The sequence below is a fragment of the Roseobacter denitrificans OCh 114 genome (genome assembly GCF_000014045.1).
Taxonomy (GTDB): Bacteria; Pseudomonadota; Alphaproteobacteria; order Rhodobacterales; family Rhodobacteraceae; genus Roseobacter; species Roseobacter denitrificans.
On record NC_008209.1, the window covers coordinates 2250511 to 2273244 of the forward strand.

Annotated in this window: 25 protein-coding genes; 4 read left to right on the plus strand and 21 right to left on the minus strand. The window is 58.2% G+C overall.

Translation table 11 applies throughout. The features are described from left to right. Window positions 1–268: 268 nt before the first annotated feature. Entirely contained in the window at window positions 269–1144 is an 876-nt protein-coding gene (locus RD1_RS10830; RefSeq protein ID WP_011568546.1) for a sulfotransferase domain-containing protein, read from the plus strand. Between the two features lie 69 nt (window positions 1145–1213). On the opposite strand, the gene grxC is transcribed toward RD1_RS10830, so the two are convergent. Together grxC and RD1_RS10840 are read right to left on the minus strand one after the other, a co-directional pair. Beyond that, a complete protein-coding gene (gene grxC / locus RD1_RS10835) occupies window positions 1214–1486 on the minus strand; it encodes a glutaredoxin 3 (protein WP_011568547.1) in 273 nt (90 codons plus the stop codon). A 51-nt stretch (window positions 1487–1537) separates the two neighbouring features. Beyond that, on the minus strand, window positions 1538–2038 hold the full coding sequence (locus RD1_RS10840) for a YkgB family protein (RefSeq protein WP_011568548.1): 501 nt from the start codon (window positions 2036–2038) through the stop codon (window positions 1538–1540). 137 nt (window positions 2039–2175) lie between these two features. Between RD1_RS10840 and RD1_RS10845 the strand changes: the two genes are divergently transcribed. Then, the gene (locus tag RD1_RS10845) at window positions 2176–2772 is read left to right on the plus strand and encodes a TetR/AcrR family transcriptional regulator (protein ID WP_011568549.1); all 597 of its coding nucleotides are present in this window, start codon (window positions 2176–2178) and stop codon (window positions 2770–2772) included. Between the two features lie 281 nt (window positions 2773–3053). After that, window positions 3054–3539: an acyloxyacyl hydrolase gene (locus RD1_RS10850; RefSeq protein ID WP_011568550.1), complete on the plus strand. Its 486-nt coding sequence runs from the start codon at window positions 3054–3056 to the stop codon at window positions 3537–3539. A gap of 27 nt (window positions 3540–3566) precedes the next feature. Here RD1_RS10850 and RD1_RS10855 read toward each other — a convergent pair whose 3' ends face one another. Continuing rightward, complete coding sequence (locus RD1_RS10855) at window positions 3567–5090, minus strand: mechanosensitive ion channel family protein (RefSeq protein WP_105880353.1); 1524 nt, start codon at window positions 5088–5090, stop codon at window positions 3567–3569. Window positions 5091–5121: 31 nt separating this feature from the next. On the opposite strand from RD1_RS10855, the gene RD1_RS20965 reads away from it, so the two are divergent. Then, a complete protein-coding gene (locus RD1_RS20965; RefSeq protein WP_143090272.1) occupies window positions 5122–5316 on the plus strand; it encodes a hypothetical protein in 195 nt (64 codons plus the stop codon). On the opposite strand, the gene RD1_RS10860 is transcribed toward RD1_RS20965, so the two are convergent. The 18 genes from RD1_RS10860 to RD1_RS10945 form a co-directional block, all read right to left on the minus strand. Beyond that, the gene (locus RD1_RS10860) at window positions 5304–5795 is read right to left on the minus strand and encodes a MarR family winged helix-turn-helix transcriptional regulator (protein WP_011568552.1); all 492 of its coding nucleotides are present in this window, start codon (window positions 5793–5795) and stop codon (window positions 5304–5306) included. The two genes, RD1_RS20965 and RD1_RS10860, sit on opposite strands and share 13 nt — an antisense overlap. A 236-nt stretch (window positions 5796–6031) precedes the next feature. Then, complete coding sequence (locus tag RD1_RS10865; RefSeq protein ID WP_011568553.1) at window positions 6032–7102, minus strand: aromatic ring-hydroxylating dioxygenase subunit alpha; 1071 nt, start codon at window positions 7100–7102, stop codon at window positions 6032–6034. Between the two features lie 195 nt (window positions 7103–7297). Next, window positions 7298–7741, minus strand: coding sequence for a nucleoside deaminase (locus RD1_RS10870; protein ID WP_011568554.1), 444 nt, complete (start codon window positions 7739–7741; stop codon window positions 7298–7300). Between the two features lie 5 nt (window positions 7742–7746). Next, window positions 7747–8640: a polysaccharide deacetylase family protein gene (locus RD1_RS10875; protein ID WP_011568555.1), complete on the minus strand. Its 894-nt coding sequence runs from the start codon at window positions 8638–8640 to the stop codon at window positions 7747–7749. A 4-nt stretch (window positions 8641–8644) separates the two neighbouring features. Further along, window positions 8645–9730 carry an ABC transporter ATP-binding protein gene (locus RD1_RS10880; protein WP_011568556.1) on the minus strand — a complete coding sequence of 362 codons (1086 nt, stop codon included), beginning with the start codon at window positions 9728–9730 and terminating at the stop codon, window positions 8645–8647. After that, window positions 9727–10527 carry an ABC transporter permease gene (locus tag RD1_RS10885; RefSeq protein WP_011568557.1) on the minus strand — a complete coding sequence of 267 codons (801 nt, stop codon included), beginning with the start codon at window positions 10525–10527 and terminating at the stop codon, window positions 9727–9729. The genes RD1_RS10880 and RD1_RS10885 overlap by 4 nt, the downstream gene beginning before the upstream one ends. Further along, window positions 10524–11387 (minus strand): ABC transporter permease, encoded by an 864-nt coding sequence (locus RD1_RS10890; protein ID WP_011568558.1) that lies wholly within the window; start codon window positions 11385–11387, stop codon window positions 10524–10526. Before RD1_RS10890 ends, RD1_RS10885 begins: the two co-directional genes overlap by 4 nt. 71 nt (window positions 11388–11458) lie before the next feature. Further along, window positions 11459–12571: an ABC transporter substrate-binding protein gene (locus RD1_RS10895; protein WP_044033085.1), complete on the minus strand. Its 1113-nt coding sequence runs from the start codon at window positions 12569–12571 to the stop codon at window positions 11459–11461. Between the two features lie 174 nt (window positions 12572–12745). Next, window positions 12746–13630, minus strand: a complete 885-nt coding sequence (locus RD1_RS10900) for a LysR family transcriptional regulator (protein WP_044033086.1) — start codon at window positions 13628–13630, stop codon at window positions 12746–12748. Between the two features lie 190 nt (window positions 13631–13820). Next, window positions 13821–14441, minus strand: coding sequence for a phosphoribosyltransferase family protein (locus RD1_RS10905; protein ID WP_011568562.1), 621 nt, complete (start codon window positions 14439–14441; stop codon window positions 13821–13823). A 14-nt stretch (window positions 14442–14455) separates the two neighbouring features. Next, window positions 14456–15193, minus strand: coding sequence for a BtpA/SgcQ family protein (locus RD1_RS10910; protein WP_044033087.1), 738 nt, complete (start codon window positions 15191–15193; stop codon window positions 14456–14458). A 175-nt stretch (window positions 15194–15368) separates the two neighbouring features. Further along, on the minus strand, window positions 15369–16157 hold the full coding sequence (locus RD1_RS10915) for a DUF2182 domain-containing protein (protein WP_011568563.1): 789 nt from the start codon (window positions 16155–16157) through the stop codon (window positions 15369–15371). After that, complete coding sequence (locus tag RD1_RS10920; RefSeq protein ID WP_011568564.1) at window positions 16154–16507, minus strand: 2Fe-2S iron-sulfur cluster-binding protein; 354 nt, start codon at window positions 16505–16507, stop codon at window positions 16154–16156. The genes RD1_RS10915 and RD1_RS10920 overlap by 4 nt, the downstream gene beginning before the upstream one ends. A 59-nt stretch (window positions 16508–16566) precedes the next feature. Continuing rightward, on the minus strand, window positions 16567–17931 hold the full coding sequence (locus RD1_RS10925) for a selenium-binding family protein (RefSeq protein WP_011568565.1): 1365 nt from the start codon (window positions 17929–17931) through the stop codon (window positions 16567–16569). A 12-nt stretch (window positions 17932–17943) separates the two neighbouring features. After that, window positions 17944–18768, minus strand: coding sequence for an IclR family transcriptional regulator (locus RD1_RS10930; RefSeq protein WP_011568566.1), 825 nt, complete (start codon window positions 18766–18768; stop codon window positions 17944–17946). 275 nt (window positions 18769–19043) lie between these two features. Next, window positions 19044–20084, minus strand: coding sequence for a substrate-binding domain-containing protein (locus tag RD1_RS10935; RefSeq protein ID WP_011568567.1), 1041 nt, complete (start codon window positions 20082–20084; stop codon window positions 19044–19046). Between the two features lie 25 nt (window positions 20085–20109). Next, window positions 20110–21120: an ABC transporter permease gene (locus RD1_RS10940; protein ID WP_011568568.1), complete on the minus strand. Its 1011-nt coding sequence runs from the start codon at window positions 21118–21120 to the stop codon at window positions 20110–20112. Continuing rightward, window positions 21117–22634, minus strand: a complete 1518-nt coding sequence (locus RD1_RS10945) for a sugar ABC transporter ATP-binding protein (protein ID WP_011568569.1) — start codon at window positions 22632–22634, stop codon at window positions 21117–21119. The genes RD1_RS10940 and RD1_RS10945 overlap by 4 nt, the downstream gene beginning before the upstream one ends. Window positions 22635–22734 lie beyond the last annotated feature (100 nt).

Below are 22734 nucleotides of genomic sequence, written 5' to 3' on the forward strand. Positions count from 1 at the left end.
GGCCACCCCACATGGTCACTTCGATCAGTGCACAGGGTGGCGCACAAAAATTGACTTATTCCGATGTGAGCGCTCTGGGGCCGGACAAAGCATTAACCCTTGGACTCTGTTGCCTGCCGGTCTCAGGCTTGGACGCGGCAGCGATATCTGGCCTTTGATGCAGGTCACCAATTGATTTATGCGGTTTTCTGTATCAAGAGGTTATGCATCAAGATGCTGGCACACCCTTAACTGACCATTTGCACAAGACTGATATGACCGCGTTTATATGACATCTGACAAAAAAACATTCGTTCTGGGCTTGGGCGCGCAAAAGGCCGGAACAAGCTGGCTGTATCATTATCTGAATGCTGACCCTGCGGCGGACTTTGGTGGATTAAAGGAATATCGCGTATGGGACGCGCTTGAGCTTCCGGAAATGTCCTATTTCGACGTGCGGCCATCGAAACCCGTTAACCGGCTCGTGGTGGCGTTGACAAGTCGGGTGCGGGGGCGTGCGTCAAATGCATGGAAATTGAGGGGGCATCTGCAGGATGATCCCGCAAACTATTTCTCCTATTTCAAGGAACGGCTTGCGCAGCCGGGCATTCGCATGACCGGGGATGTGACGCCCTCCTATTCGGGTCTCTCTGCGCCGACGCTTTGCACTATCCGCGACCAGTTCGCGCAGGCAGGCATTGACGTCAAAGTGTTCTTCATCATGCGCGATCCGGTGACCAGGGCGATTTCGGCGGCGCGCATGAACCGCCGCAAGCGGGATTGGCGCGAAAGCGTGCCGCCCTTCGGTGATTTTGATCGCGCGATATTGCGCTATGCAACGTCCACGCATCACAATCTCATTGCCAATTATGAGCATACCGTGACGCAGGCGCGCAGTGTATTCGGTGCGCAGAATGTCTACCTCGGTCTCTACGAGACGATGTTTCAGCTTGAGGAGGTCGAGCGTGTGTCCACCTTCATGGGCGCGGCCTACATGCCCGAAAGGGTGAAGAAGCGGTTTTATGAATCGCGCTCGGAACAGCCGGTGAAAGAAGAAACGAAACATAAGCTGCGTGAATTGTTTGATCCGACCTATCAATTTGCAGCCCGGGAGTTTCCCGAAACCAAAGAGCTATGGTTTGCGCCGCGTTCCGCACAAACCTAATTGAGATGCCGATCAAGACGTGAAAGATGCGCTCTGCCGGGCAGGGCGCATCCTGTGCGTGCAGTGGTTTCACGCTGGTTGTTTGATATTGAGCAGCGCGTCGAGGGTGCCTGATGAGTTGAGGGCGGTGAGGTCGCTGTTTCCGCCGACGTGGAAGTCTGCGATGAAGATTTGCGGCACGGTGGTGCGCCCGCCGGCGCGGGCGATCATTTCGCCGCGCCGCTCCGGGGTGATGTCGATGTCGTGGTTCACGAAGCGCACGCCTTTGGCGCTCAGCAGGGCGCGGGCGGCTTTGCAATGGGGGCAATAGCCCTTGGTGTAGAGTGTGATTTCAGGGGGCATGGGGTGTCTCCGGGTCTGCGCCCCCGCCGCATTGGCGGGGGCGGTGATGGGTCAGCTGCGGGCGATGCGGCGCAGGGCGTCACCGGACAAGAACAGCGCGGCGGCCAGCAGGACGATGTCTTTGAGCAGGAACTGGCCCGGCACGACCGATAGCGCGGGAAAGCCGCCGAGGCTCGGCTCGGTCACGGGCGCGGTGAACAGGAAGCTGGCCGTCACAAAGAAGGTCGCCAGCGCGCCCAGGGCCCCCAGCAGCGCCACCTTGGGAAATTTCGCACCCACCACCAGCAGCAGGGCAATCGCGATCTCGGCGGATCCGATCAGGTTCGACGCCCCCTGCAGCGAAAACACCGAATAGAGCCAGCTGGTCAGCGGGCTGGAGGCGACCAGACCCTCGATGGCGCCCGCCTCATAGGCGGTGAATTTCATCGCGCCGATCCAGCCCAGCACGATCGCGCTGGAAAAGCGGATCGCATGGGTGCCCGCATTCGCCACGGTGTCGCCCAGATCGGCGAGGTTCACGGCGGCGGCGGGGGTTTCTGTGACATGTGTCATGATGTGTTTCCTTTCTTGACCGAGTGGTCTTTATTTGGGTAAAGCTGTGCGGCGTCAGTGCCGATGACCAACACCTAGAGATTACGGACCAATCGGTCAACAACTATCTGTTCACAGCTTCGCGAGGACAATGACACATGCAGCAACCCGGACGCCCGAGGGAATTTGACCCCGATGAGACCCTGTCGAAAATCATGCATCTGTTCTGGGAACACGGCTATGAGGCGACAGGGCTGAGCGACATCACAAAGGCCACGGGGCTGGGCAAGGCGAGCCTTTATGCGGCCTTTGGCAACAAGCAGTCGATGTACCTCAAGGCGCTTGCACATTACGACGCCCGGATGGTGGAGGGGGCGGTGCGCATCCTGCGCGCGCCTGACACGGCCCCGCTGGCGCGGATCGACGGGTTTCTTTCCGCGCCGCTCACCGCCCTGCGCGATCACGCCGACAGCCGTGGCTGCTTCCTGTGCAACGCCTCGGCGGATCGCGCAGCACTCGATGCACAAACGGCAGCCCTCGTGCGCGCAGGCTATGACCGGATGCGCCACGCCATCGCCCATGCGCTGAGCGAGGCACGCCCGGACATGACCCGGGACGCGCGCGCTCAACAGGCGCAACTGATCCTCACGGTCTATTCCGGCCTGCGCATCATGGCCCGCGCCGCCACAAACCCCGAAACCCTGCAACAGGCAAAAGACGCCGTCATGATAAACCTCGGAAACAAAACAGAATAACGCGCAAGGGGGTGGGTTGCTCTGCCCCTGTGTGGTCCCTGCACCCTTCGGTTTCCGTGACTGCATTGAGGCCTGTTGCCGCAGCGGGCAGCCAGCGCACCAGCAGCCACTTCGCGCCCGGCTGAAAACCGAAGCTCACTTGTATCGCGCCGCGACTGGTCTTAGCGTGACTCTTGGGTCGATTCATTGTGTAATTCTGCGCTGTTAAACCCTTTGACCGGCAGCGGCTGCGCAGATGTTTTCGGCCTGTAAAGAACATTCTCAGGATCAAGACATACAAGATGAAATTCCTATACATATCAGCACTGGCTATCGCAGCCAGCACGGCACCGGCTTGCGCGTCGGAAATCGTGCTTGGCCTCGGGACCAGCGACGTGGGCGACTCCTCATCGGGATCGCCCGCATTTCAATTCGAGTACCACAGCAATCCGGTGCGTAGCTACCAGTGGGGCAGCGTCGCGGGCCTTGCACTTCTCCAGCTGGAAGACGATTCAACCATCTATGCAGGCCTTGGGTTGTCGGGCATATGGAACCTGTCGCCCAATTGGTTTGCCGAGGGCAGTCTTGCCGCCGGGTATTATGATGCAGGCAGCGGCGGCACGGACCTCGGCGGTAACTTGCAGTTCAGAACCCTGATCGGCCTTGGGTACCGGCTGTCCAGCGGCGCCAGGATATCCTTTGCTGTTGATCATCTTTCGAACGCAGGGATCGAAAGCCACAACCCCGGCAGGGAAACCGTCTCCGTCAGATACGGCTTTTCATTCTGAATTGAAGCAGCAAAAGCGGCGCGCAGGCTAACGCATCAGCGCATCGAGTCTCCGCATGATATCCTGAAAGGTCAGACGCGCCGGCGTCTTGTCCGCGCCAAGACGCACCGCTTGCGCATTATCCATCCTCTGCTTGACGATGCGGGCAAATTCTTCACTCAGGTCCGGTCTGTTTTGCAACAGCGCCCGGATGCATTCGATATGTACGCGAATGACCGTGACATCCGTGGCTGCGGCAAATTGCTGAAACGACGGGGTGTCGGCAATCATCGAATAAAGCCCGTAGTATTCACCCGGTTTCAACTCGCCAATCATCCTAGATGATGTCCCGCCAGAATTGACACTGGTTTCGACCACGCCATGCACAATGATATCAAAGGCATGTGACACTTCACCTTCGGCCACGATGGTGGTGCCTGCGTCAAAGACAAGCCGCTCGCTGGACCGCACCAGCTGTTCAAGCTCTTCATCGGTGAGGAAATTGGCAATATCCAACTTTTTGAGGGTGACAAGGGCGGTCGGTGGTTCAACCTTGATCACATCCGCCCTGCGGGAGTGCAGTTCGTATGTTTCCGGTGCGATCTGGATCCCGGCATTTTTCAATGCGTAGTGGATTTCCCGAAAGAGCTGCTCGCGCCCGGCAAACATCGACAGGAAGTTGGGAAAATGCACCCAGACCGTATAAACATAGGGGATGGTCGTCGCATCTGCCAAGCGGATGGCGGGGCTGGGTTTTTTTAACAGTTTGTCACATCGCAGGGCCGCTTCGAGCAACAGCGCCTTGGCCATCGTCGGGTCGACTTCTGCGGGTATCTTGATTTCGTACCACTCCGCATAAGGGTGGTTTGTGCCATGCATGTTGTTGATGCGCTGTTGAGCAAGGGTGCTGTTGGGTACGACGACAGTCGCATTGTCCCATCCGCGCAACCGCGTTGCCCGCCAGTTTATGTCGGTAATCTGTCCCTGCGTACCATCCTCAAGTTCGATGTAATCGCCAAGGCGAAAGGGATGCTCCACGCTGAGCGCGATGCCGGAAAACAGATCGCCCAATGTCTTTTGCATGGCAAAGGCGATCAATGCCGCGAGGGCACCGGTCGACAGGTAAATGCCCGTGACAGAGTAATCCATGATGTTGAAAAAGGCGATGGCGCTTGCCAGCAGGAAACCTGCGAAAAGCAGACCGCGCTGCAGCCCGGGCAAATAAGTGGCGTCGTCATTCTTGCGTTTTGACAGCACGAAAAGCTCAACCAAACGCGCGCAGCACCACCCCAGAACGATCAACAGAGTAAACAGGGTCAGCGCATTGATGAATGCGCTCAGATCACCAAGCTCCAGCCATTTGTGCGCATTGTAAGTGAGACGCCCGACCAGCAGGGTCGCAAGAGGCAGAACCACGAGATCGGCCGTCACGGCGAGTTTGGGGTATCTTTCACCCAGTGGAACCTTGCGAAAGAAGAGCTTCAGCCCGAGCCATGCGATCGTAAGGAGGGCAATACTCAGAGAAATGGCGAAATTGCCGTCCAGCATTTCAAATGAACTCAAGAAATTCACGAGCGTTCCCTTACCAAATCTGCCCCGGTCAATGGCGTCTTTCATTGAAACAACGCTGTGCGGCTCTGGATTGATACCGCGGGTCGCCCTGTTGAGCAAATGCGCCCTGCGCTGCGCCCCCAAGCTGTGCATCCTTGGCGTCGCGCGCGAAGGCGTCTGTGACAGCTTTGCCGCAGAGGTGTGCCACCCCCCGCGTGATCGGGACGGCGTAATCTACCCTCTGTGACCCTGAATGAGACGCGTCAGCAATTGACCGAGTTCGGTTTGTTCCTTGTCCGAAAGGGGCTGCAAAACCCGTTCTGTGACAAGGTGGCCGCGCGCGCGCAACCGTTCGGCCAGCGCGCGTCCTGTATCCGTCAGATTGATCACCCTATAGCGCTTGTCCGCGCGCGAGGTGGCGATCGTTACAAGTCCCTTGGACAGCAGGCGCTTGAGCAACCCGTTCAGCGTCGGCATATCCATCGAGGTGCGTCGCGCTAGTTCCTTTTGCGACAGGTCCGATGCCTCCCACAGCACGGCCAGAACGGCAAACTGGCTGGTGGTGATTTTGGCCGTTTCGGCGTCATCTGCATAGACCTGCGAAAATTGCTCGATCGCAATCTGGCTTGCGACCCGCAGTTGGAACCCGACCTGAGATTGCAGGTGATACCTCTCGGCGCGCAGCCTTCTGTCTTGTGGTTGATCCGACCCGGTTGCGTCATCCATAGCGGCCCCCTTAAATCTGGAATATGTTTTACGGTGATGCGTTTTTCCCTATGGCAAGCCTGTCAGAACCCTCATTGCTGACACGGCGTTCACCAAGTTCACTCTGTGGGCCAGTAGGCCAAAAACCGTGTTTCTTCCGTGCGTCCTGTGTCTTTTGCGCAGGGGGTATAGGCAACGCCCTAAAGCGACATCGAGGTGCAATCACTGCGATTTATACCACACGCCTGCGTATGCCGCTAACTGTGGATGATGTAGGAGCCATCGGGTGGTGCCGATGCATCATCCGTGCGCTCGCGCTCCAGCATCTCGGCGATACGTTTGCGGTAGACCATGGGCCCGTGATCAATCGCGAGGCGGATCGGTCGTCGCTTGCGCGGGCGCTGTTCTTCCATGTGAACGGCTTCAAGGATCTCCTTGTCTTCGCCAAAGGCAATCTCGAACATCGCGTCCATCTTGTCGGAGGCCTCATCAGAGCCCACGGCGGTATTGCGCAGGTGCATCCAGCGGTCAATCGTATAGGTTTCCGTCACCGGCGTCATGAAATGCAGGGCAAGAATACGGGTGCCGCTGTCGCGGTCGTCCTCTGCGATCTGACGGGTCGCGTCGGCAGAGCCAAAGTCGATATAAGCGGTGCAGGGCAGGCGCAGGTGATAGTAGTGCCAGCGGTCCACATTGCCGGTGAAATTGCCGAAGGCCTTGAAAAAACCGATCGGCTCGGAATTGCGTATCCAGCGCCATGCGATGATCTCTTCGCCGCTCGTCGAAACATGTACGGGCACGTTTTCGGAAGCCGAATTGCCCAGCGTTGTTTCATGCACAAAGCTCACATGCGCAGGATCAACGAGGTTTTCGGCCACATTCAGGTAGTTGGATTTGATATGCAGCGCACCGCCGTGGTGCATGTGCCAGCTGTCATCATGGAACTGGGGCAGATCAAAAATGTCGTCGGGATTGGCGCGTTCCGGCTCTCCCATCCAGATCCAGACGATGCCGCTGCGTTCTTCGGTGGGATAGGCATCAACACAGGCGGACGGCGGGATGCGGTCCTGTCCGGGCACGCGCACGCATTTTCCATCCGTATCAAAGGTCAGCCCGTGATACCCACACTGCACCGTATCGCCGATCCGCTTGCCCATGCTCAGCGGCAGTTGGCGATGCGGGCAGACGTCTTCAAGCGCTGCGACACGCCCATCCGTGCGGCGGAACAGCAAGACCGGATCACCCAAAATGACAAACCGCCTCAGCGCGTCATCAATTTCGCTAGACCAGGCAGCCACATACCACGCGTTACGCACCAGTGTCGTCATGGATTCATCCCCGTTGCAAGCCTATATAGTTTGTACGCTAAGTATTATGGCCGGTGCAGGATGCGTCAACCATAAATCTTGGCGTGTCCGGCCTGCAGCAGGTTGCACTGAACGGGTTGAGGCGCGCCAACAGACAGATCAATGGCGATCTGCCAATTTGCCCGATACCCGAAACCGATTGTTTTGGTTCACTGCCTATTCGGCAATATCCTCGGCCCAAAGGTCGGGTTTTTCGCGGATGAAGCGCTGCATCAGGGCGATGCAATCTGGATCATCGGCCACGATGACCTCAACCCCCTTGGAGCGCAGAAAGTCCTCATTGCCACCAAAATTCCTGTTTTCGCCAATGACAACACGCGGAATGCCGAATTGAATGATCGTGCCCGTACACATCATGCAGGGGCTGAGCGAGGTATAAAGCGTCGTGTCGCGATAGCTCTTTTGACGGCCCGCCTTGCGCAGTGCATCCATCTCCCCATGAGCAATCGGATCGCCCTTTTGCACCCTTTGATTGCGGCCCTGTGCCACGACCTCGCCACCGCGCGCCAGCACTGAGCCGATGGGGCAGCCGCCTTCGTCAAAACCGGCTTTCGCCTCGTCATAGGCGATGCGCAGCATGCGGATATCGACGTCATTCATATCTGTCATTCCTTTTGACCCAAAACCGGCCCTTGATAATAGGGCAGCGTCTCGACACTTGGGTGCCAGATGCCATCCCGTTGCAATGTGTCCATATGATCGGCGATTTCGCTCAGCGTTGCAAACCAGACGTCCCGCGTGTCACGCGTGCGGGTGATCCACGCCTCAACCTGTTTCCAGCGCGCAAGACGTCCGGTCAGAAATGGATGGATGATCAGCATGAAAAACCCGCCCGCGTCGTATTGCGCCTCAAACTCTTCCCAGAAACCGCTGAGACCGTGCGAAGGCCCGGCGACGGGCATCATATACCCGATTTCATCGTAATGGGCGAAGGGCGGCCAATCATCCGTGCCCCAATGCACCGGCATTTCATAGAGCGCCCCATTGGCGGTCTGTAACTGGTAGGGAATGTCATCCGCCATCATGGAACTGTCATAGCGCATCCCGTGCTCGATCATCAGATCGACCACTTCCTGCGTGATGTTATAGACAGGCGCGCGATACCCTTGCGGCTTTTGTCCGCAAATGCGCAGGTGAACGTCGAGCGTGCGTTCAAACCATTCCCGCTGCGCGCCGCGCGTTTTGACCGGGTCCTCGTGCAGATAACCGTGATGGCCAATCTCATGACCGTCTTTCAGAACGGCCTCGGCCACGTCGGGGTATGTCTCAAGGCACCAGCCGGGGATAAAGAATGACTGCCTGAGACCGAGGCGGCGATAGGTATCCAGAATGCGGGGCAGGGCGACCATCGGCCCATAGCGCCCCATCGAAATGGGATAGAGCCGCTCATGTGCGTCTTCGGGTTTGGCGATATGGATCAGGCTGTCCGCATCCATGTCAAAGGTGATCGCAACGGCACATTTCGCGCCATTGGGCCAGGGGATCGGGTTGCGGATCACCCTGTCAGCTCTGGTTCAGGACATGCGCGCTCTGCGTGTCCCACGACAGCCAGATTTCATCGCCACTGTGCAGGTCGAACTTGGACAATTCGCGTTCCTGCATCTGCACCTTGAATTCATGACCCTGCGCATCCTCAAGAAAGAGTGTGACCATGGAGCCTACGAATTCTTCGGAGATCAGCTTGCAAAAGGCGCTGTTTGCCTCGGCGGGTTCATCCTTGGCGATATGGACGAGGTCGGCCGAGATCACGAAGCTCGCGTCATGGCCTTCGATCAGATGCACCTCATTGGTGGGCACGGTAAAGGCCCCGGATTGCGTCGTGATGCGCGCCGTGTCGCCGTCCACCGACGCCACTTTGCCCGACAGGATGTTGTTGCGCCCGACAAATTCGGCAACAAACTGGTTGGCGGGTTCGCGGTAGATGTCCTTTGGCGTGCCGATCTGGGCAATCTCGCCCTTGCCCATGATGATGACCCGGTCGGCCATGGCAAAGGCTTCGGATTGCGAATGGGTGACATAAACGAATGTAATCCCCAGTTCGCGCTGCAAATCGGTCAGGACGGCCTGCATGCGGATGACAAGATGCGCATCCAGCGCCGAAAGCGGTTCGTCCAACAGCAGGATCTGTGGCTCCATCACCAGCGAACGCGCAAGAGCGACGCGCTGTTTCTGCCCCCCCGACAGGGTCGAGATGTGGCGGTCAGCAAATTCAAGAATGCCCATCTTGTCCAGCCACTTCAGGGCGCGCTCTCGCCGTTCCGCCTTGTCGACACCGCGCATCTTGAGGCCGAATTCCACGTTTTCACGCGCGGTCAGAAAAGGGAAAAGCGCCAGCGACTGCCAGACCAGCGGTGTGTCGCGTTCATGCGGGGCGACATCATTCATGACCCGGTCATTGAGCCGGATTTCGCCCATGCTCGGGGCCTCCAGACCGGCCAGCATGCGCAGAGTGGTGGTCTTTCCACAGCCCGATGGCCCCATGATCGCCAGAAACTCACCCTCGCGGATTTCGAAATCCAGTTCCTTCACGGCGACGAAATTGCCGAAGTGTTTTTGTACTTTGTCAAAGACAACCAGTGGCTTGTTCATGATTGAGTGCTCTTCATTTGGCGGCTGGCGAAAAACAACTGCGCCAGCACAACAAGGGTCATTGAGATAAGGAAAACAAATGTGCCGATGGCGTTGACCTGCGGGTCAATGTTGCCCTGAACGATTTCGAGCACGACAACGGGCAGTGTCTTGTTCAGACCCGAAACGAACCACGAGACGGCAAATTCATCAAAGGAAACCGCAGCCGTCAGAAAGAGACTGGAAAAGATCGCAGGTTTGCAGAAAGGCACGATGACGTGACGCATGGTCTGCCATTCTGAACCGCCGAGATTCCACGCGGCGGCTTCAAGATCAGGGTCCATCTGGTTGAGGCGCAGCCGGATCACGGCCATGGCAAAAGGCGCTGTCAGAACGCTATGGGCGATAATGATCGAATAAAGCTGCCCGGACATGCCGATCTTGGAAAACCACGCAAGCATCGCCAGCGCCATGATGATCAACGGAATGGTCGGCGGCAACAGGATCAGCGCCAGATAGGGGCCTTTGAACCGGAAACCATAGCGGAAATCGGAATAGGCCGTGCTAAACCCCAGAAAGGTTGCGATGACCGCTGTTGAACAAGACACGATCAGGCTGTTCAGCGCGGCCTCCCAGACATCAGGGTCCGCAAGGATTTTTGCGTACCACTCGGTGGTGAATTCGCCCAGCGGGATGGTCGGAAACCGTTGCGAGTTGAAGGAGAAGATCATGCTGAACACGATCGGCGCGAAAACGAAGACAAAGATCAGCGCGACATAAAGGGCGAGGGCAAAGTTCAGGGACCGGCTTTGTTTCATTTCGCGCCCTTTCCCTTGCGGTAGGCCAAGGCGATGCCGGTGAAGGCAATGGCGAACAACGTGAGCATCATCATGATGGCGACCACAGCGGCGCGGGGCCATTGCTGCCCGGATTTGGTGGTGTCAAGGATCAGGATCGGCAGGGTCGGTTCCTGTGATCCGCCAAGGTAAAACGGGGCCACGAAATCACCAAACGACAGGATGAAGCAAAAGATCGCGGCAATGATCAGGCCGGTCTTGGCAAGCGGAATGATCACCTGCCAGATCGTTCTGAGCGGCGAGCAGCCGAGGTTGCGGGCCGCCTCGATCAGGTTCTTGTCGATATTGGCCATGGTCACGGTCTGCAGGATCACGACAAGGGGCAGGGTCAGGGTCATGTATCCGACCAATGTGCCAAAATTCGTGTTCAGCATTGTATAGGGTCCAAGACCGACATAGCCCAAAATGGCATTGACCACGCCACTTTCAGACAGGATCACGAACCACGAAAAGGTGCGCACCAGATAGCTGGTGAAAAAGGGAATGATCAGCAGGAAGATCGCCCAACGGCGGGTACTTTCAGAGGCGCGAAAGGCCAAGGCAAAGGCTGCGGGGAATGCGATACACATCGCGCAGACGGTCGACACGGTGGCAATGAAAACCGTGTACCAGTAGCTGTCCCAAAAGAAGCCGCGCGTCAGCATGCGCCCCCAGTTAACGAACTCGAACGCTTCGGTCATGCGGTAGTTTTTCACGAGGAAAAACGACATTGCGACCATGAACAGGACAGGCCCGACAAAGAAGACCAATTGCCAGAAGATGATCGGCAGACGCCAGGTCAGCGCATAGATATTCGGTCGCGGTTCAGGGGTGGTTGACATGGGGCTTTCGCATTCTTTGGGAAAGGGGGGCGACCGGTGGGCCGCCCTCTTTGATGTCGTTCAGCGGTTGATCAGGCGCTTTTGTACTCGGACCAGAAGTCGTTCCAATCCTCCAGCGACTGTTGCTGCGGGATATCGCGGTAGTGGATGCGCCCTTCGTTGATCAGGGTGATCGGATCTTGTGGATCACCGTCAATCTGATGCGAGCGTTGTGCCTCGGCCGGGTCCGCTTCAATCAGGGCGGCGCGACCTGCCTTGGTTACGCAAAACCCCGGATAGGCCGCCATTTGCGCCGATTTCACCTGACCTGCCGGGGACATCATATACTGGATGAATTTCCTGGCCTCTTCCACTTTTTCGCTGCCCTTGCCGATGGAATAGCTCTCGGTGAACTGGATGCCGCCCTCTTTCGGGATCACAGATGCGACCGGCGCGCCGTCTTTTTCCAGAACGCCCGTGATCCAGTCACCGATGCCGACCATCGCCTGCATCTCACCGTTCTTGAGGCCGTTGAACGTGCCGCCATAATCAAAGAAACCGCCGACCTGTTTGCGCAGGCTCATGGTGGTTTCCTGCACCTTGTCCCACTGGTCGTCGTCAAGGTTCCAGAGGTTTGCGCCATTCCCGTCATAAAGGCTCATCATGCCCAGCGTCGGCAGGTGCCAGTCAAAATGACCGACCTTGCCTTCAAGCTCCGGTTTCCAGAAGCAGGCGTAGCTTTCCGCTTCTTCGGCAGACACAGAATTTGTGTTGTAAGACACACCCAGATGGCCGCCACGCAGCATCATGGAATACATCTTGCCATCGGCCCAATGGCCGGGAAATTGTGTGAAATCCTCATGCAGCATATCGTCCAGCGGATAGTCGCCGGGGTTCATCTCTTCGATATATTCCGCGAGGTTGAGCTGCTGCACAAACTCCGCGTCCGACAGGATCAGATCGTAAGTGCCCGGCGGGGACTGCGCGATTAGCGCCAGCATGTTGTCACCCCCTGCATAGTATTTGGGGACGAATTTCACGTTGTTGGCAGCTTCGTATTCCGCAACGATATCCGGCTCGCCGTGTCCGTACCACGCCAGCATGTTGATCTCGGTGGTTGAGGCCCATGCACGGCTCACAAAGGGCGTGCTCAGCACAGCGGCACCGCCCGCCTTGAGCAATTGGCGCCGGCTTGGTGCGCTCATGAATGATCCTGGTGTTGTCTTAGTCATCGTCGTCTCCCGGTTGGATGCTCTTTTTTCAACAAAAGAGCCATTATTGTCTTGCCGAACTTCAGGTTCGGTCGGTGTTTGAAAGAATGCTATTGTAAAATGCAGATTTTGTGAAATTTATCGTTGATATGCTTGCATAATGAGCGCTTATCCGGATTGCGTGCCCGATGCATGCGCTTCCAGCGTTGTGACCATCGCATCAATCGCCGCATATCCGCCCGCGCCCAACTGTGTTTGCCGCGCAAACAAGCCGATGTGCAGGGGCGGCAGGACGGGCAGGCCATCTTGTTCCGTGAATTTGCGCATACCGCTTTGAACCGTGGGCGCGGTCAGACAAGACAGGCCGAGCCCATCCTGAACCGCGCGTTGAAGGCCGCCAATGCCCGGGCTTGAATACGCGATGCGCCAGCTTTTTCCCGCCAGTTTCAATGCGGTCGCCATCCGGTCCCGGTAGACGCAGCCATAGGGGTGCACGACCAGCGGGATATCGGCCTGATCGCAGATTTCAAAATCCGTGGCCCCGACCCATGTGGGCTGTTCCTTCCAATTGCGGAACAGGAATTGCTGATCATCTCCGTCAAACAGGGCCACCGCGATGTCAATGTCATTGCTGCGCATGGCCGACAGCAGATGTTTGGACAGATCGCAGCGAATTTCGATCTGGATGTCGCTGTATTGTTTGACGACATCGGTCAGGCAGGATTGCAGCGTGTTGACCGCATAATCCACCGGCAGGCCCACACGCAGCTTGGCCAGAGGGTTTGGCCGTTCAAACTGCGCCATTGCCAGATCATTCAGCCGCAGGATTTGCCGGGCATGGATCGCCAGCGCCTCGCCCCGTTCGGTGAGGGATATTTCCTTGCCTTTGCGCTCGATCAGCGTGCAGCCGACCGACTCCTCCAGCCGTTTGACCTGCAGGCTGATTGCAGGCTGCGTGCGCCCCAGTATTTCCGCGGCACGGGTGAAACTTGCAACTTCCACAACGGTGATGAACGCGCGCAAAAGCTCTGTCGGAAGGTTGATGGGACCCATGTGCGCCACATTAACGGTGGAAATTCAAATTGAGAAGCCATTAAGCTTTTGAATATCCGCTCGCCCGTTCCCGACCCCGTGATCGGGTATCTTGCGAAACGCCCGTCGCGTGCAGCACTCGCTTTCCAACGCAAGCGGGGCACGCCGAAACGGGCGCGCGCCCAAGCTGAATGAGCGTCGTGCCCTGACCTTAAACGGGGAACGCCATCTCGGGCTTATAGGTCTTGAAGCTTTCAAGGTACTGCGCATTTGCCTGGCGCTGCCATTCGGTGCCGGGCTGAATGGCCGTGACGCATTTGTATTTCTTGCGGTATTCAGCGGTGTTGTCGTTTTCTTCCATGACAATGGCGACCATGCCGGCGACCTTGCCCTGCTGTTGTTCGACAAGCTGCACCGCGCCATGCATCGTGCCGCCGGTTTCAACCCATTGATCCACCAGCAAAACCCGTGTTCCGGGCGCAAAGGCAGGCGTGCGCATTTCCATCGATTGCGTCTGGCCGGAATAGTTTGTCATCGACGCGCTGTCCGTGTCCACACACAGCTTGCCGGGCTTGCGGATGGGCAAAAACCCACGTCCGATGCGCGCCGCGATACCTGCAGCCAGCACGAACCCCATCGCGTCCAGCCCTGCGACGACGTCTATTTCATCCGCGTCCAGATCATTGCACAGATCGTCGAGCAGATCGTGATAGGCTTTGCCATTGATGTAGATGGAGGTCGGGTCCAGCCATGCAAATTTGTCGCCCTTGGTGTTGGGCGCCATGAGCGAGAAGTACCAACGGTCGTCTCTGGGTCCTTTGTCGTGAGCCATTCTTGAATTCTCCCTTAGTTCGATGTGAGGTCCATGAGGTGCTTGAGGCGGTCAGGGTCGATATTGTAAAAATCCCCGTCAAAGTTGATGCCTGTCGCCACCATGAAAAGGTCAACCGCGTCCGCGTATTGCCCTGCGTTCTCAGGTGTGATTCCGGAGGCAAGGCCAAGGGCCGTGTCCCCGCAGTGTTCGCGAAAAACGCCGATCTTGCCGACGTCGGCCGCATGGCCTGTCGCCACGCCGGATGTGACAACGACATCCATGTACCCCGTCGCGATGCGCGCGCTTTTGGCGTAATCTGCCGGGTCCACCTCGCGCTGTTTCTTGAAGGCGGTTCCGCCGATGTAAAGACCGCTCCACCCGCTTTGCTTGCGGATGCTGGCGATCTCGTCGGCCTCGGGCTGGTCGTCTTCGGCGCGGCGCTCGTCAATGCGGGCATCATCGGCCCAGTAGCCGTCAACCTGACACCCTTCGGCCTGAAGCGCGCCCAGAATGGGGAACGCGAATTTACCCGTCACGGCCAGAAAATTGATGCCCATCCAGATGTCCGGGAAGGCCTGCCGCATCTCCCTGATGATCGGAACCAGCTTTTCCTTCTCAAAATCGTGATTGATCAGAAAGACACCGGGACAGCCGCCCGCGATTGCGGTCTCGATATTCCTGCGCGTCTGATCGGAATCAATCACATGGATGACAGGCAAAATGACCGGGCCTGAGGTGCCAAATCTTTTTCGGAAGTCTTGCCGGTTCATGTCTATCCTCAATCTCGTGTGTTTCGCTGAGGCTATCATTGGCATTTTGATTTATAAAATTTATTGTTTTTATTTCACCATATGATTTTGAAATATCAAATGCGGGTTGATGGCGGTGGTGTTGCATGCGGTTGGAGTGCCGGATGCTGCATCCGTATGCATCGATATTGTGGGGCTAAACCGCAGCGAGCAGCACCGCCCAGAGTAATGCGCCGACACTCAAAGCAAGTGACAACTCTTTTGATCGCACTGCCATCAAAAGGACCATCAGAGCGGTCAAGACCAGCATACCCACGACATTCATCAGGCCGATGATAAACATGATCAGCATCAGCGGCCCGCAGCAGGGCAGACAGCGCCGCCCAAGCGCCAGACCCGCACGAAAGCTGGTCAAACCCTCGATATCGTTGTCGGTCTGTTTCGCCGCAAAAACGTATCTGCCAAAATAGAGGCAAGCGATGCCCAGCAGGATCGCAACGCTCAGCCCGTCATGGTGCAAGAGGGCATGCGCGCTGAGCAGATCCGCAGTTTGCAAGGCCCACTGAACCCCCACGGCGAGGGCACAAAACGGCAGCCACGCCGCGACATAGCCCGCAACTCCCGAACATCTGTGCGGATTGCTGGCCGAGGGGCCGCGCAAAAGAAGGACCGGCACCATCATGGCACAGATCATGCCCAGCCACATGGCGGCCGCCTTGAGGAAATCCAGAACGCCCCAGTCACCGGTGCTGGCAGCGCAGAATGACAGCGCGGTTTCAAAGGCAAAAGGGTCGCCAAACAGCCCTGCCTTGATATGGGCGAAAATCGCCATTCCCGGACCGGCCTGCGCGAGCGATCCGGGCGTGTCCAGCGTCAGAACCTGTGCCAGCGCATAGACCCAGCCAACGGCGATCAGAGCGATGATCAGTCTGCCCGACCAACGCCCGGCATGCGGGCCGATGGCGATGTCGGGCAGCGCTGTCATTCCTTGCTCGCCCGCGCCAGTTGACTGGCTGCTGCAGCGCTGGCGAATGGGTTTTGATAAAGCGTTGTATGGCTTTCAACACCGACGTCAAAAACGCAGTCCGCCGTCGGTCGCGCCACACAAAGCAGCACATAACCCGCCTCTGATTGCCGTTTGTTCAGCGCGGTGCCTTTGGGTTGGCGCACAGAGCCAGAGATCATCCGCGCTGCACAGCTGATGCAGCCGCCGTAGCGGCAGGCGATCGGCAGCACATGGCCTGCGGCCTCGACGATGTCGATGATCGCCTCGTCTTCGCCAACATCGAATGTCAGGTTATCGCGGTTTCGCAATGTCACCTTGTGTTTTCGCATGCGCCCCCCACTGTGACCCCGGCCCGAAATCCCGGGCCGGGGCAGGTGTTACCGATTGTTCAAATCCAGATGTCGGATGAGCAATCACCGCCGGGATAGCGCGTTTCATGCGCGCGGGCAGGGCCGTGCGGCTCGTTGTTGAAATCAACGATGAAGTTGTCGCGGATCGTCATGCCGCCATTTTCATTGTCGCAATCCACAATCAGCATGATCCCGCCCTTGTCTTTCATGGAGGGGTAGAACTGGTTGTCCCATGTCGAGAACAGCGAGGTGGTGACATAGAGCCGCTTGCCATCCAGCGACAGCTGGATCATCTGCGGCGCGCCATCCACGGTGCGACCGTTCACCTCGGGAGCCTTGCCCAAAAGCCCGCCGATCCAGACCTGGCCGGTGAGTTTCGGATTGGCCGGATCAGAGATGTCATATTGCCTCAGATCGCCGTGCAGCCAGTTGGAGAAGTAGAGGTATTTGTCATCCATCGACACCAGAATATCGGTGATCAGGCTGGGCATCGGGACGGGGAAACCTTCGACATCCACGGTGGGCACGTCGATGATCTTGTTGATCTCGATCTTGCCGTTGTCCTTGTGGTAGTGGAAAATATTCGAGGCCAGCGCCGCGCCGACAAAACCATGGGTGCTGTCGGGATTGTGGTGAAACCGCGCCTCCAACGGGATCATGCCTTCGGGCCCCAGATCAATGCTCTGCTCGACCTTGCGGTTCTCGAAATCCCAGAAATGGACGTGCTGGCCGTATTTGCCACGGGCCACATCCTCAAGATCAAACCCCGGCATGAAAGTGTTGGGTGAGCCCCATTCCGTCGAAATCATCATGTTGTGGCGTGGTTGATACCAGAAATCATAGTTGTATTTCATGTCACCCAGATCGTTTTCCCAACGCCCGATGATATTGAATTCCTTGTCCAGATGCAGGAAGCCACCCGGTCCGTTGCCATCGGCATCGCCCAGCATCGACACGATGATATCGGCACCAAGACAATGCACCGTGTGGGGCGCGGACAGGTTGGTCTTGGCCTTGATCTCCTCGCCATCAATCGTCTTGAACAGCGTCGGTTTGCGCGGGTCGGTTGCGGTATCGACGATGTAGAAATTCGTCGTGCGCACGCCCGGTATGATCAGATATTTCCGCTCCATGCTGCCGTCGGTGTTGCAGGAAGAACAGGCGTTCCAACCCATGTGGTGAAGCTCATCTCCGATCACGGGCATTTCCGTGCGGTGAATGACCTCGCCGTAGGTCGGGCTGTCTTCATCCACATCGATGGTGGCAAGGTAGTCGGGTTTCTCGATCCCCGTGCCGGTGTAAATGCAGATCGTATAGACGACCTTTTCGCGCGGCGCCTTGATGGCTTCCTCTGGTGATGCATAGCCCGGGCCTGCGCAGCAGCTTCCGTTTGTCTCTGTCATGGTCTCGCTCCCTTAGTGGTGGTTTGGCAGTTGTTTTGCCTTCTGTTGTGGTTCTGTTGGTCTTGGCATGTCTGCAATCCGGTCCTGAGACACAGCGCAAAGCTGGATTGCGGCACCGAGTTTTGCAGAAATGGCGATAAGGTCTTCGCCCAACCTCTTGCGGTATTGCTTTGTGAAGCGGCGCACAGGGCCGACCGCGCCCACGCTGAATGTCGTGCCGGTCGCGCCCACAAAAACGGGGGCCGCGACGCTGGAAACACCGATGTCGATTTCCTCGTGACACTCCGCATAGCCTTGCTGCACGATCGCGGCGAACTCTGCTTCAAGGGCTGCGCGGGTGGTTTTTGTGTGCGGCGTGTAGGGGTTGAGCATACCCGAGAGTATGTTTTCCTGAAAACTCTGCTTGGCAAAGGCCGCAATCGCCTTGGAGCAGGAGCAGGCGTGCATCGGGCGGACGCCGAACCCGGGATGGATGAAACCGTGTGTGGAATTGCTCGGGGTTTCGACGTGGATGATTTCAACATCCGTGCTGCGCAACCGGGCAAGAAACACGCTGTCTTCGAGGTTCAACGCGGCTTCGCGCAGCACCGGTGCGCAGACGCGCCGGACGTCGATGTCGGATTGCCCCAGCAGCGCGATCCCGATCAAACGCTCACCGATCACATAGCGCGATGACCCGCCGGGATCGTCGATCAACCTGTTTTCAGCGAGGGTCTGCAACAGGCGGTAACATGTGGGCCTCGGCAGCCCGGTCGCTTTCTGCACCTCCACCGCCGAGAGGCCACGGCCTGCCATGGCGATGAGTTCCAGAATTGTGATCAGGCGGTCCAGATGCAACAGTGTCTCGCAAAATGTGATTCTGTCTCATTATATGAACATTCTTGAGCGTATGGATAGCTTTTTCAACGTCCCGCGGATTTGGGCCATGACGCGGTATCGACAACGTGCCACGCACAAGCACCCGACGTTGCTGCACCGCGTGTGGTCGAACACGCGTTTCACGTTTTTCAAGTGGAGGAGAGTGATCCGGCACAGCGCTGGTCTGACGGCGCGCACTGCTTTGGTCTTTCAGGTCTCCCGGCCCCAAGGCGATGGGGCCGGGAGGATCAGCCTTACCGCGCGGGCAGGGGCATCCAGTCGGCCATCGCCACATCGGCATGCTGGAACTGGGGCATCTTGACGCCCAGATCTTCCATATTGCGGATGTTGTTGTCGTTCAGGAAGGCCTGCGTGATGAGGGTCGGCGGCACGATGACCGAAGCGCCGGGATCTTCGCCCACCAGCATCAGGGCCAGCGCGCGCACTGATACCTCGCCGACCACGGCAGGGTTCGTGGCAACGGTGGCTTTCCACGCGCTGTCGGGTTCGCGCATCAGGGCAATGTCGGCCGTCGAGATATCGGCCGAATAGATGGACATGTTCGTGCTGACGCCCAATTCGTCCGCGGCAATCTTAACGCCTTTGGCGAATTCATTATAGGGTGCGAAAAAGACCGAAATGCCGGGGTTGGCCTGAAGCGCCGCGCGTGCCTGATTGGCGTTGGAATTGGCAATCGGGTTGTCGAGCGTGCCGATGCGTGCGGCCTCGGTTATGCCGGCGTTGGCGGCCTTCACTTCTTCCCAGGCGACATGACGACGATCAAGCGGCGCGATGCCCGGCACATAGACGTAGCCTGCGGAAAAGCTGTCGCCATTGTCCTTGATCGCCTGTTCCAGCGCCAGTTTGCCCAGCAGGTAATCGGATTGTTCAATCTGCGGAATGGCATCGTTTTCGACATTCACGTCAAAGGCAACCACCTTGATCCCGGCATCCACAGCGCGCTGTGCCGCGTCGCGCATGGACTCGGTCAACCCGTGCTGGATGATGATCCCGTCCACACCAAGGGCGATGGCCTGTTCCACCATATCAGCCTGAAGCGCAGCATCCTGACGGCTGTCGAAAACGCGCAGGTTGACGCCAAGAGCGGCGGCCTGCGTTTCGACACCGGACAGGTAGGCCTGAAAGAAATCCCCCGTGGAGAGATAGCGCACAAGCGCAATGGTGACGTCCTCTGGGTTGTCCAGAGGTGCAGGGGCATCCTGTGCCCCGGCGACGCCAGCGCCAAGCGCAAGGCCTGCCGCGCTCGCAAGGGCCATGAAGTGACGTTTCAGCATATATAGTCCTCCCTATTGCTGATGATCAGTGCCCCGTGCCGGTGCGGCGCGAGGATAGGTAAAAGGTGAACACAAGGGCCACCACCAGAACGGCCCCCTTGACGAAATCCTGCGTGTAATAGGGCGCGTTCATCATCGTCATGCCCTGCAGCAGGATGCCGACAAAAAGCGCGCCCATGGCGGTGCCAAAAGCATTCGGGCGCGCGGCCCCCAGCACGGCAAACCCGATCAGCGCTGCTGCAACACTGTCCAGCAACAGGTTGTTTCCACTGGCAATATCCCCGCGACCCAGCCGTGCGGCCAACAGGATCCCGCCGACAGAGGCCGTGACGCCGGAAATCATGTAGGCGATGACCTTGTAGCGGTTGACGGGCGTGCCCACCAGACTGGCGGCGCGCGCGTTCGACCCGATGGCATACATCAGCCGCCCATGACGGGTAAAGCCGAGGAACAGCCAGATCAGCACCGCGATCACCACGAAAATCACCACGGGCATCGGCAACAGGCGCTCGATGATCACATCAAAGCGGTGACGGCCCAGCCAGAGGAAGGCGGCGGAAAACGTGCCCTCCGCCACGGTGCCGCCTGACAGCGTCATGCCGGTTGAGATTGAATTGCCCTGCGTCGGGATGCGTTGCAGGCCGATGAGCAGAAACATCATGCCCAGCGTCGCCAGCAGGTCGGGTACGCGGAACTTCACGATCAGCAGCCCATTTATCAGACCCACGAGCGCGCCCATGACGAGACAGAGCGCCACCGCAACGATCGCAGGGTGTTCGAGGATCACCATGGAATAGGCCGACAGCATCAGCGCTGATGTAGCCACAGCACCGATCGACAGATCAAATCCGCCCACAACCAGCGTGCAGGTCACGCCAAGCGCAAGGATGCCCGTGATGGCAACCGATTGCAGCACAAAGGCCGCCGACAAGGGGCCAAAAAACCCCGGTGCGGCGAGGCTGAAATAGACGATCAGCCCGACAAGAAGGATCAAAAAGCCATACCGAATGGCAAAGTCGAGGATGCGGTCGTTCATGCGGATATGCCTGTTGCCTTTGATGTTCTTCCGGTGACGTCTGCGATGAGCGCGGCAAGGTCGACATCCTTGTTCACATGTTCGCCGACAAGGGTGCCCTCGTGCATCACGAGAATACGGTCGGCGATCTCAAGTGCTTCGTCGATCTCGGCGAGAAACACCAGTGTCGCGCGCCCTTTCGCCGTGCCGCGGATATGCCGCCCGATATCGCGCCGCGCACCGATGTCCACGCCCTGAAACGGCTCATCCAGCAAGAGCACCTTCGCAGGCTCCAGCAGCCAGCGCGCGATCATGACCTTTTGCTGGTTGCCGCCCGACAGGGTGCCAATGCCGTCATGTGACGATTGGCAGACAATGCCCAACTGATCCACCATGCGGTCGGTGCTTTTGCGCTGTGCGCGTGATTTCAGGAACGGCCCGGTACTGAGGCTGCGCAGAAAGGGCAGGGTCATGTTATCGGCGATGTCAAAGGCCGGGATCACTGCATTGCTGCTGCGATCCTTCGGCGACATGAACACGCCCTGTGCCACAGCATCCTCAACCGAACGGGGGGTGTAGGGGGTCCCGTTGATGCGCATCTGGCCCTGCGCGGGCTGTGAGATGCCAAAAAGGATATCGGCCAACCGGCTTTTGCCGCTGCCCAGAAGGCCCACGAGTGCGACGACCTCCCCGTCCCGCACGGTCAGATTGAAAGGGTCTGTCCCGTCAGAGAGGCACAGATCGGACAAGTCCAGCACCGGGGCGGCCCCGGTTTGAACGGTGACATCCACATCCGTCATGCGGTGGCCGAGCATGGCGGTGACGGCGGCGTTGTAATCAAGCGGCGCGCTTTCGAACAGGCCGGAAATCGCGCCGTCCCGCATCACCACGATCCGGTCCGCAATGCGCCGGATATCGGACATGCGGTGCGAGATATACAGGATCGCGACACCTTGCGCGCGTAGCCGGTCAATCAGATCAAAGAGCCGCTCCGCCTCTGACGCCGAAAGCGAGGAGGTCGGCTCGTCCAGGATCAGCACTTTGGGCGCGCGCGCCATGGCCCTTGCGATGGCGATCATCTGGCGGTCGGCAACCGACAGATCTGATACCCGTGCGCGCAGATCGACATGAATGCCCATGGCGGCGGCGACTTTGGCGGCCTCGGCGCGCAGGTGGCGTTCGCGGACGAAAAACCCGTGGCCGCGTTCGACCAAACGGTCCAGCATCAGGTTGTTGGCCACGTCCAGATCGGGAATGACCCCATCATTGATGGATTGGTGCACCGTCACCACCCCTTTGCGGATGGCGTCCGCCTCGTCCACAGGATCAAAGGGCGCGCCGGTCAGCATCACCGTGCCACCATCCGCGCGGTGATGGCCGCAGATCACCTTGACCAGTGTGGATTTCCCGGCGCCATTCGCCCCCATCAGAACCGTCACGGACCCCGGTGACAGGGTCAGGTCAATGCCGCGTAACACATTATTTTTGCCGAACGATTTCTGCAGACCGTTCACCTTGAGCGCGTCGCGAGCCACTCACTTCCTCCCCTTGGTGGTCTGACGATAGGCAGGGTGAAATACTTTTGTCAAACAGTTTGACATAAGTATAAACCGCCAAGTATGTCATTGAGGCAAA

Coding starts and splice junctions, on each gene's coding strand:
- RD1_RS10830 (WP_011568546.1), top strand. CDS start 269: ATGACATCTGACAAAAAAACATTCGTTCTGGGCTTGGGCGCGCAAAAG.
- grxC (WP_011568547.1), bottom strand. CDS start 1,486: ATGCCCCCTGAAATCACACTCTACACCAAGGGCTATTGCCCCCATTGC.
- RD1_RS10840 (WP_011568548.1), bottom strand. CDS start 2,038: ATGACACATGTCACAGAAACCCCCGCCGCCGCCGTGAACCTCGCCGAT.
- RD1_RS10845 (WP_011568549.1), top strand. CDS start 2,176: ATGCAGCAACCCGGACGCCCGAGGGAATTTGACCCCGATGAGACCCTG.
- RD1_RS10850 (WP_011568550.1), top strand. CDS start 3,054: ATGAAATTCCTATACATATCAGCACTGGCTATCGCAGCCAGCACGGCA.
- RD1_RS20965 (WP_143090272.1), top strand. CDS start 5,122: ATGGCGTCTTTCATTGAAACAACGCTGTGCGGCTCTGGATTGATACCG.
- RD1_RS10860 (WP_011568552.1), bottom strand. CDS start 5,795: ATGGATGACGCAACCGGGTCGGATCAACCACAAGACAGAAGGCTGCGC.
- RD1_RS10865 (WP_011568553.1), bottom strand. CDS start 7,102: ATGACGACACTGGTGCGTAACGCGTGGTATGTGGCTGCCTGGTCTAGC.
- RD1_RS10870 (WP_011568554.1), bottom strand. CDS start 7,741: ATGAATGACGTCGATATCCGCATGCTGCGCATCGCCTATGACGAGGCG.
- RD1_RS10880 (WP_011568556.1), bottom strand. CDS start 9,730: ATGAACAAGCCACTGGTTGTCTTTGACAAAGTACAAAAACACTTCGGC.
- RD1_RS10885 (WP_011568557.1), bottom strand. CDS start 10,527: ATGAAACAAAGCCGGTCCCTGAACTTTGCCCTCGCCCTTTATGTCGCG.
- RD1_RS10890 (WP_011568558.1), bottom strand. CDS start 11,387: ATGTCAACCACCCCTGAACCGCGACCGAATATCTATGCGCTGACCTGG.
- RD1_RS10895 (WP_044033085.1), bottom strand. CDS start 12,571: ATGAGCGCACCAAGCCGGCGCCAATTGCTCAAGGCGGGCGGTGCCGCT.
- RD1_RS10900 (WP_044033086.1), bottom strand. CDS start 13,630: ATGGGTCCCATCAACCTTCCGACAGAGCTTTTGCGCGCGTTCATCACC.
- RD1_RS10905 (WP_011568562.1), bottom strand. CDS start 14,441: ATGGCTCACGACAAAGGACCCAGAGACGACCGTTGGTACTTCTCGCTC.
- RD1_RS10910 (WP_044033087.1), bottom strand. CDS start 15,193: ATGAACCGGCAAGACTTCCGAAAAAGATTTGGCACCTCAGGCCCGGTC.
- RD1_RS10915 (WP_011568563.1), bottom strand. CDS start 16,157: ATGACAGCGCTGCCCGACATCGCCATCGGCCCGCATGCCGGGCGTTGG.
- RD1_RS10920 (WP_011568564.1), bottom strand. CDS start 16,507: ATGCGAAAACACAAGGTGACATTGCGAAACCGCGATAACCTGACATTC.
- RD1_RS10925 (WP_011568565.1), bottom strand. CDS start 17,931: ATGACAGAGACAAACGGAAGCTGCTGCGCAGGCCCGGGCTATGCATCA.
- RD1_RS10935 (WP_011568567.1), bottom strand. CDS start 20,084: ATGCTGAAACGTCACTTCATGGCCCTTGCGAGCGCGGCAGGCCTTGCG.
- RD1_RS10940 (WP_011568568.1), bottom strand. CDS start 21,120: ATGAACGACCGCATCCTCGACTTTGCCATTCGGTATGGCTTTTTGATC.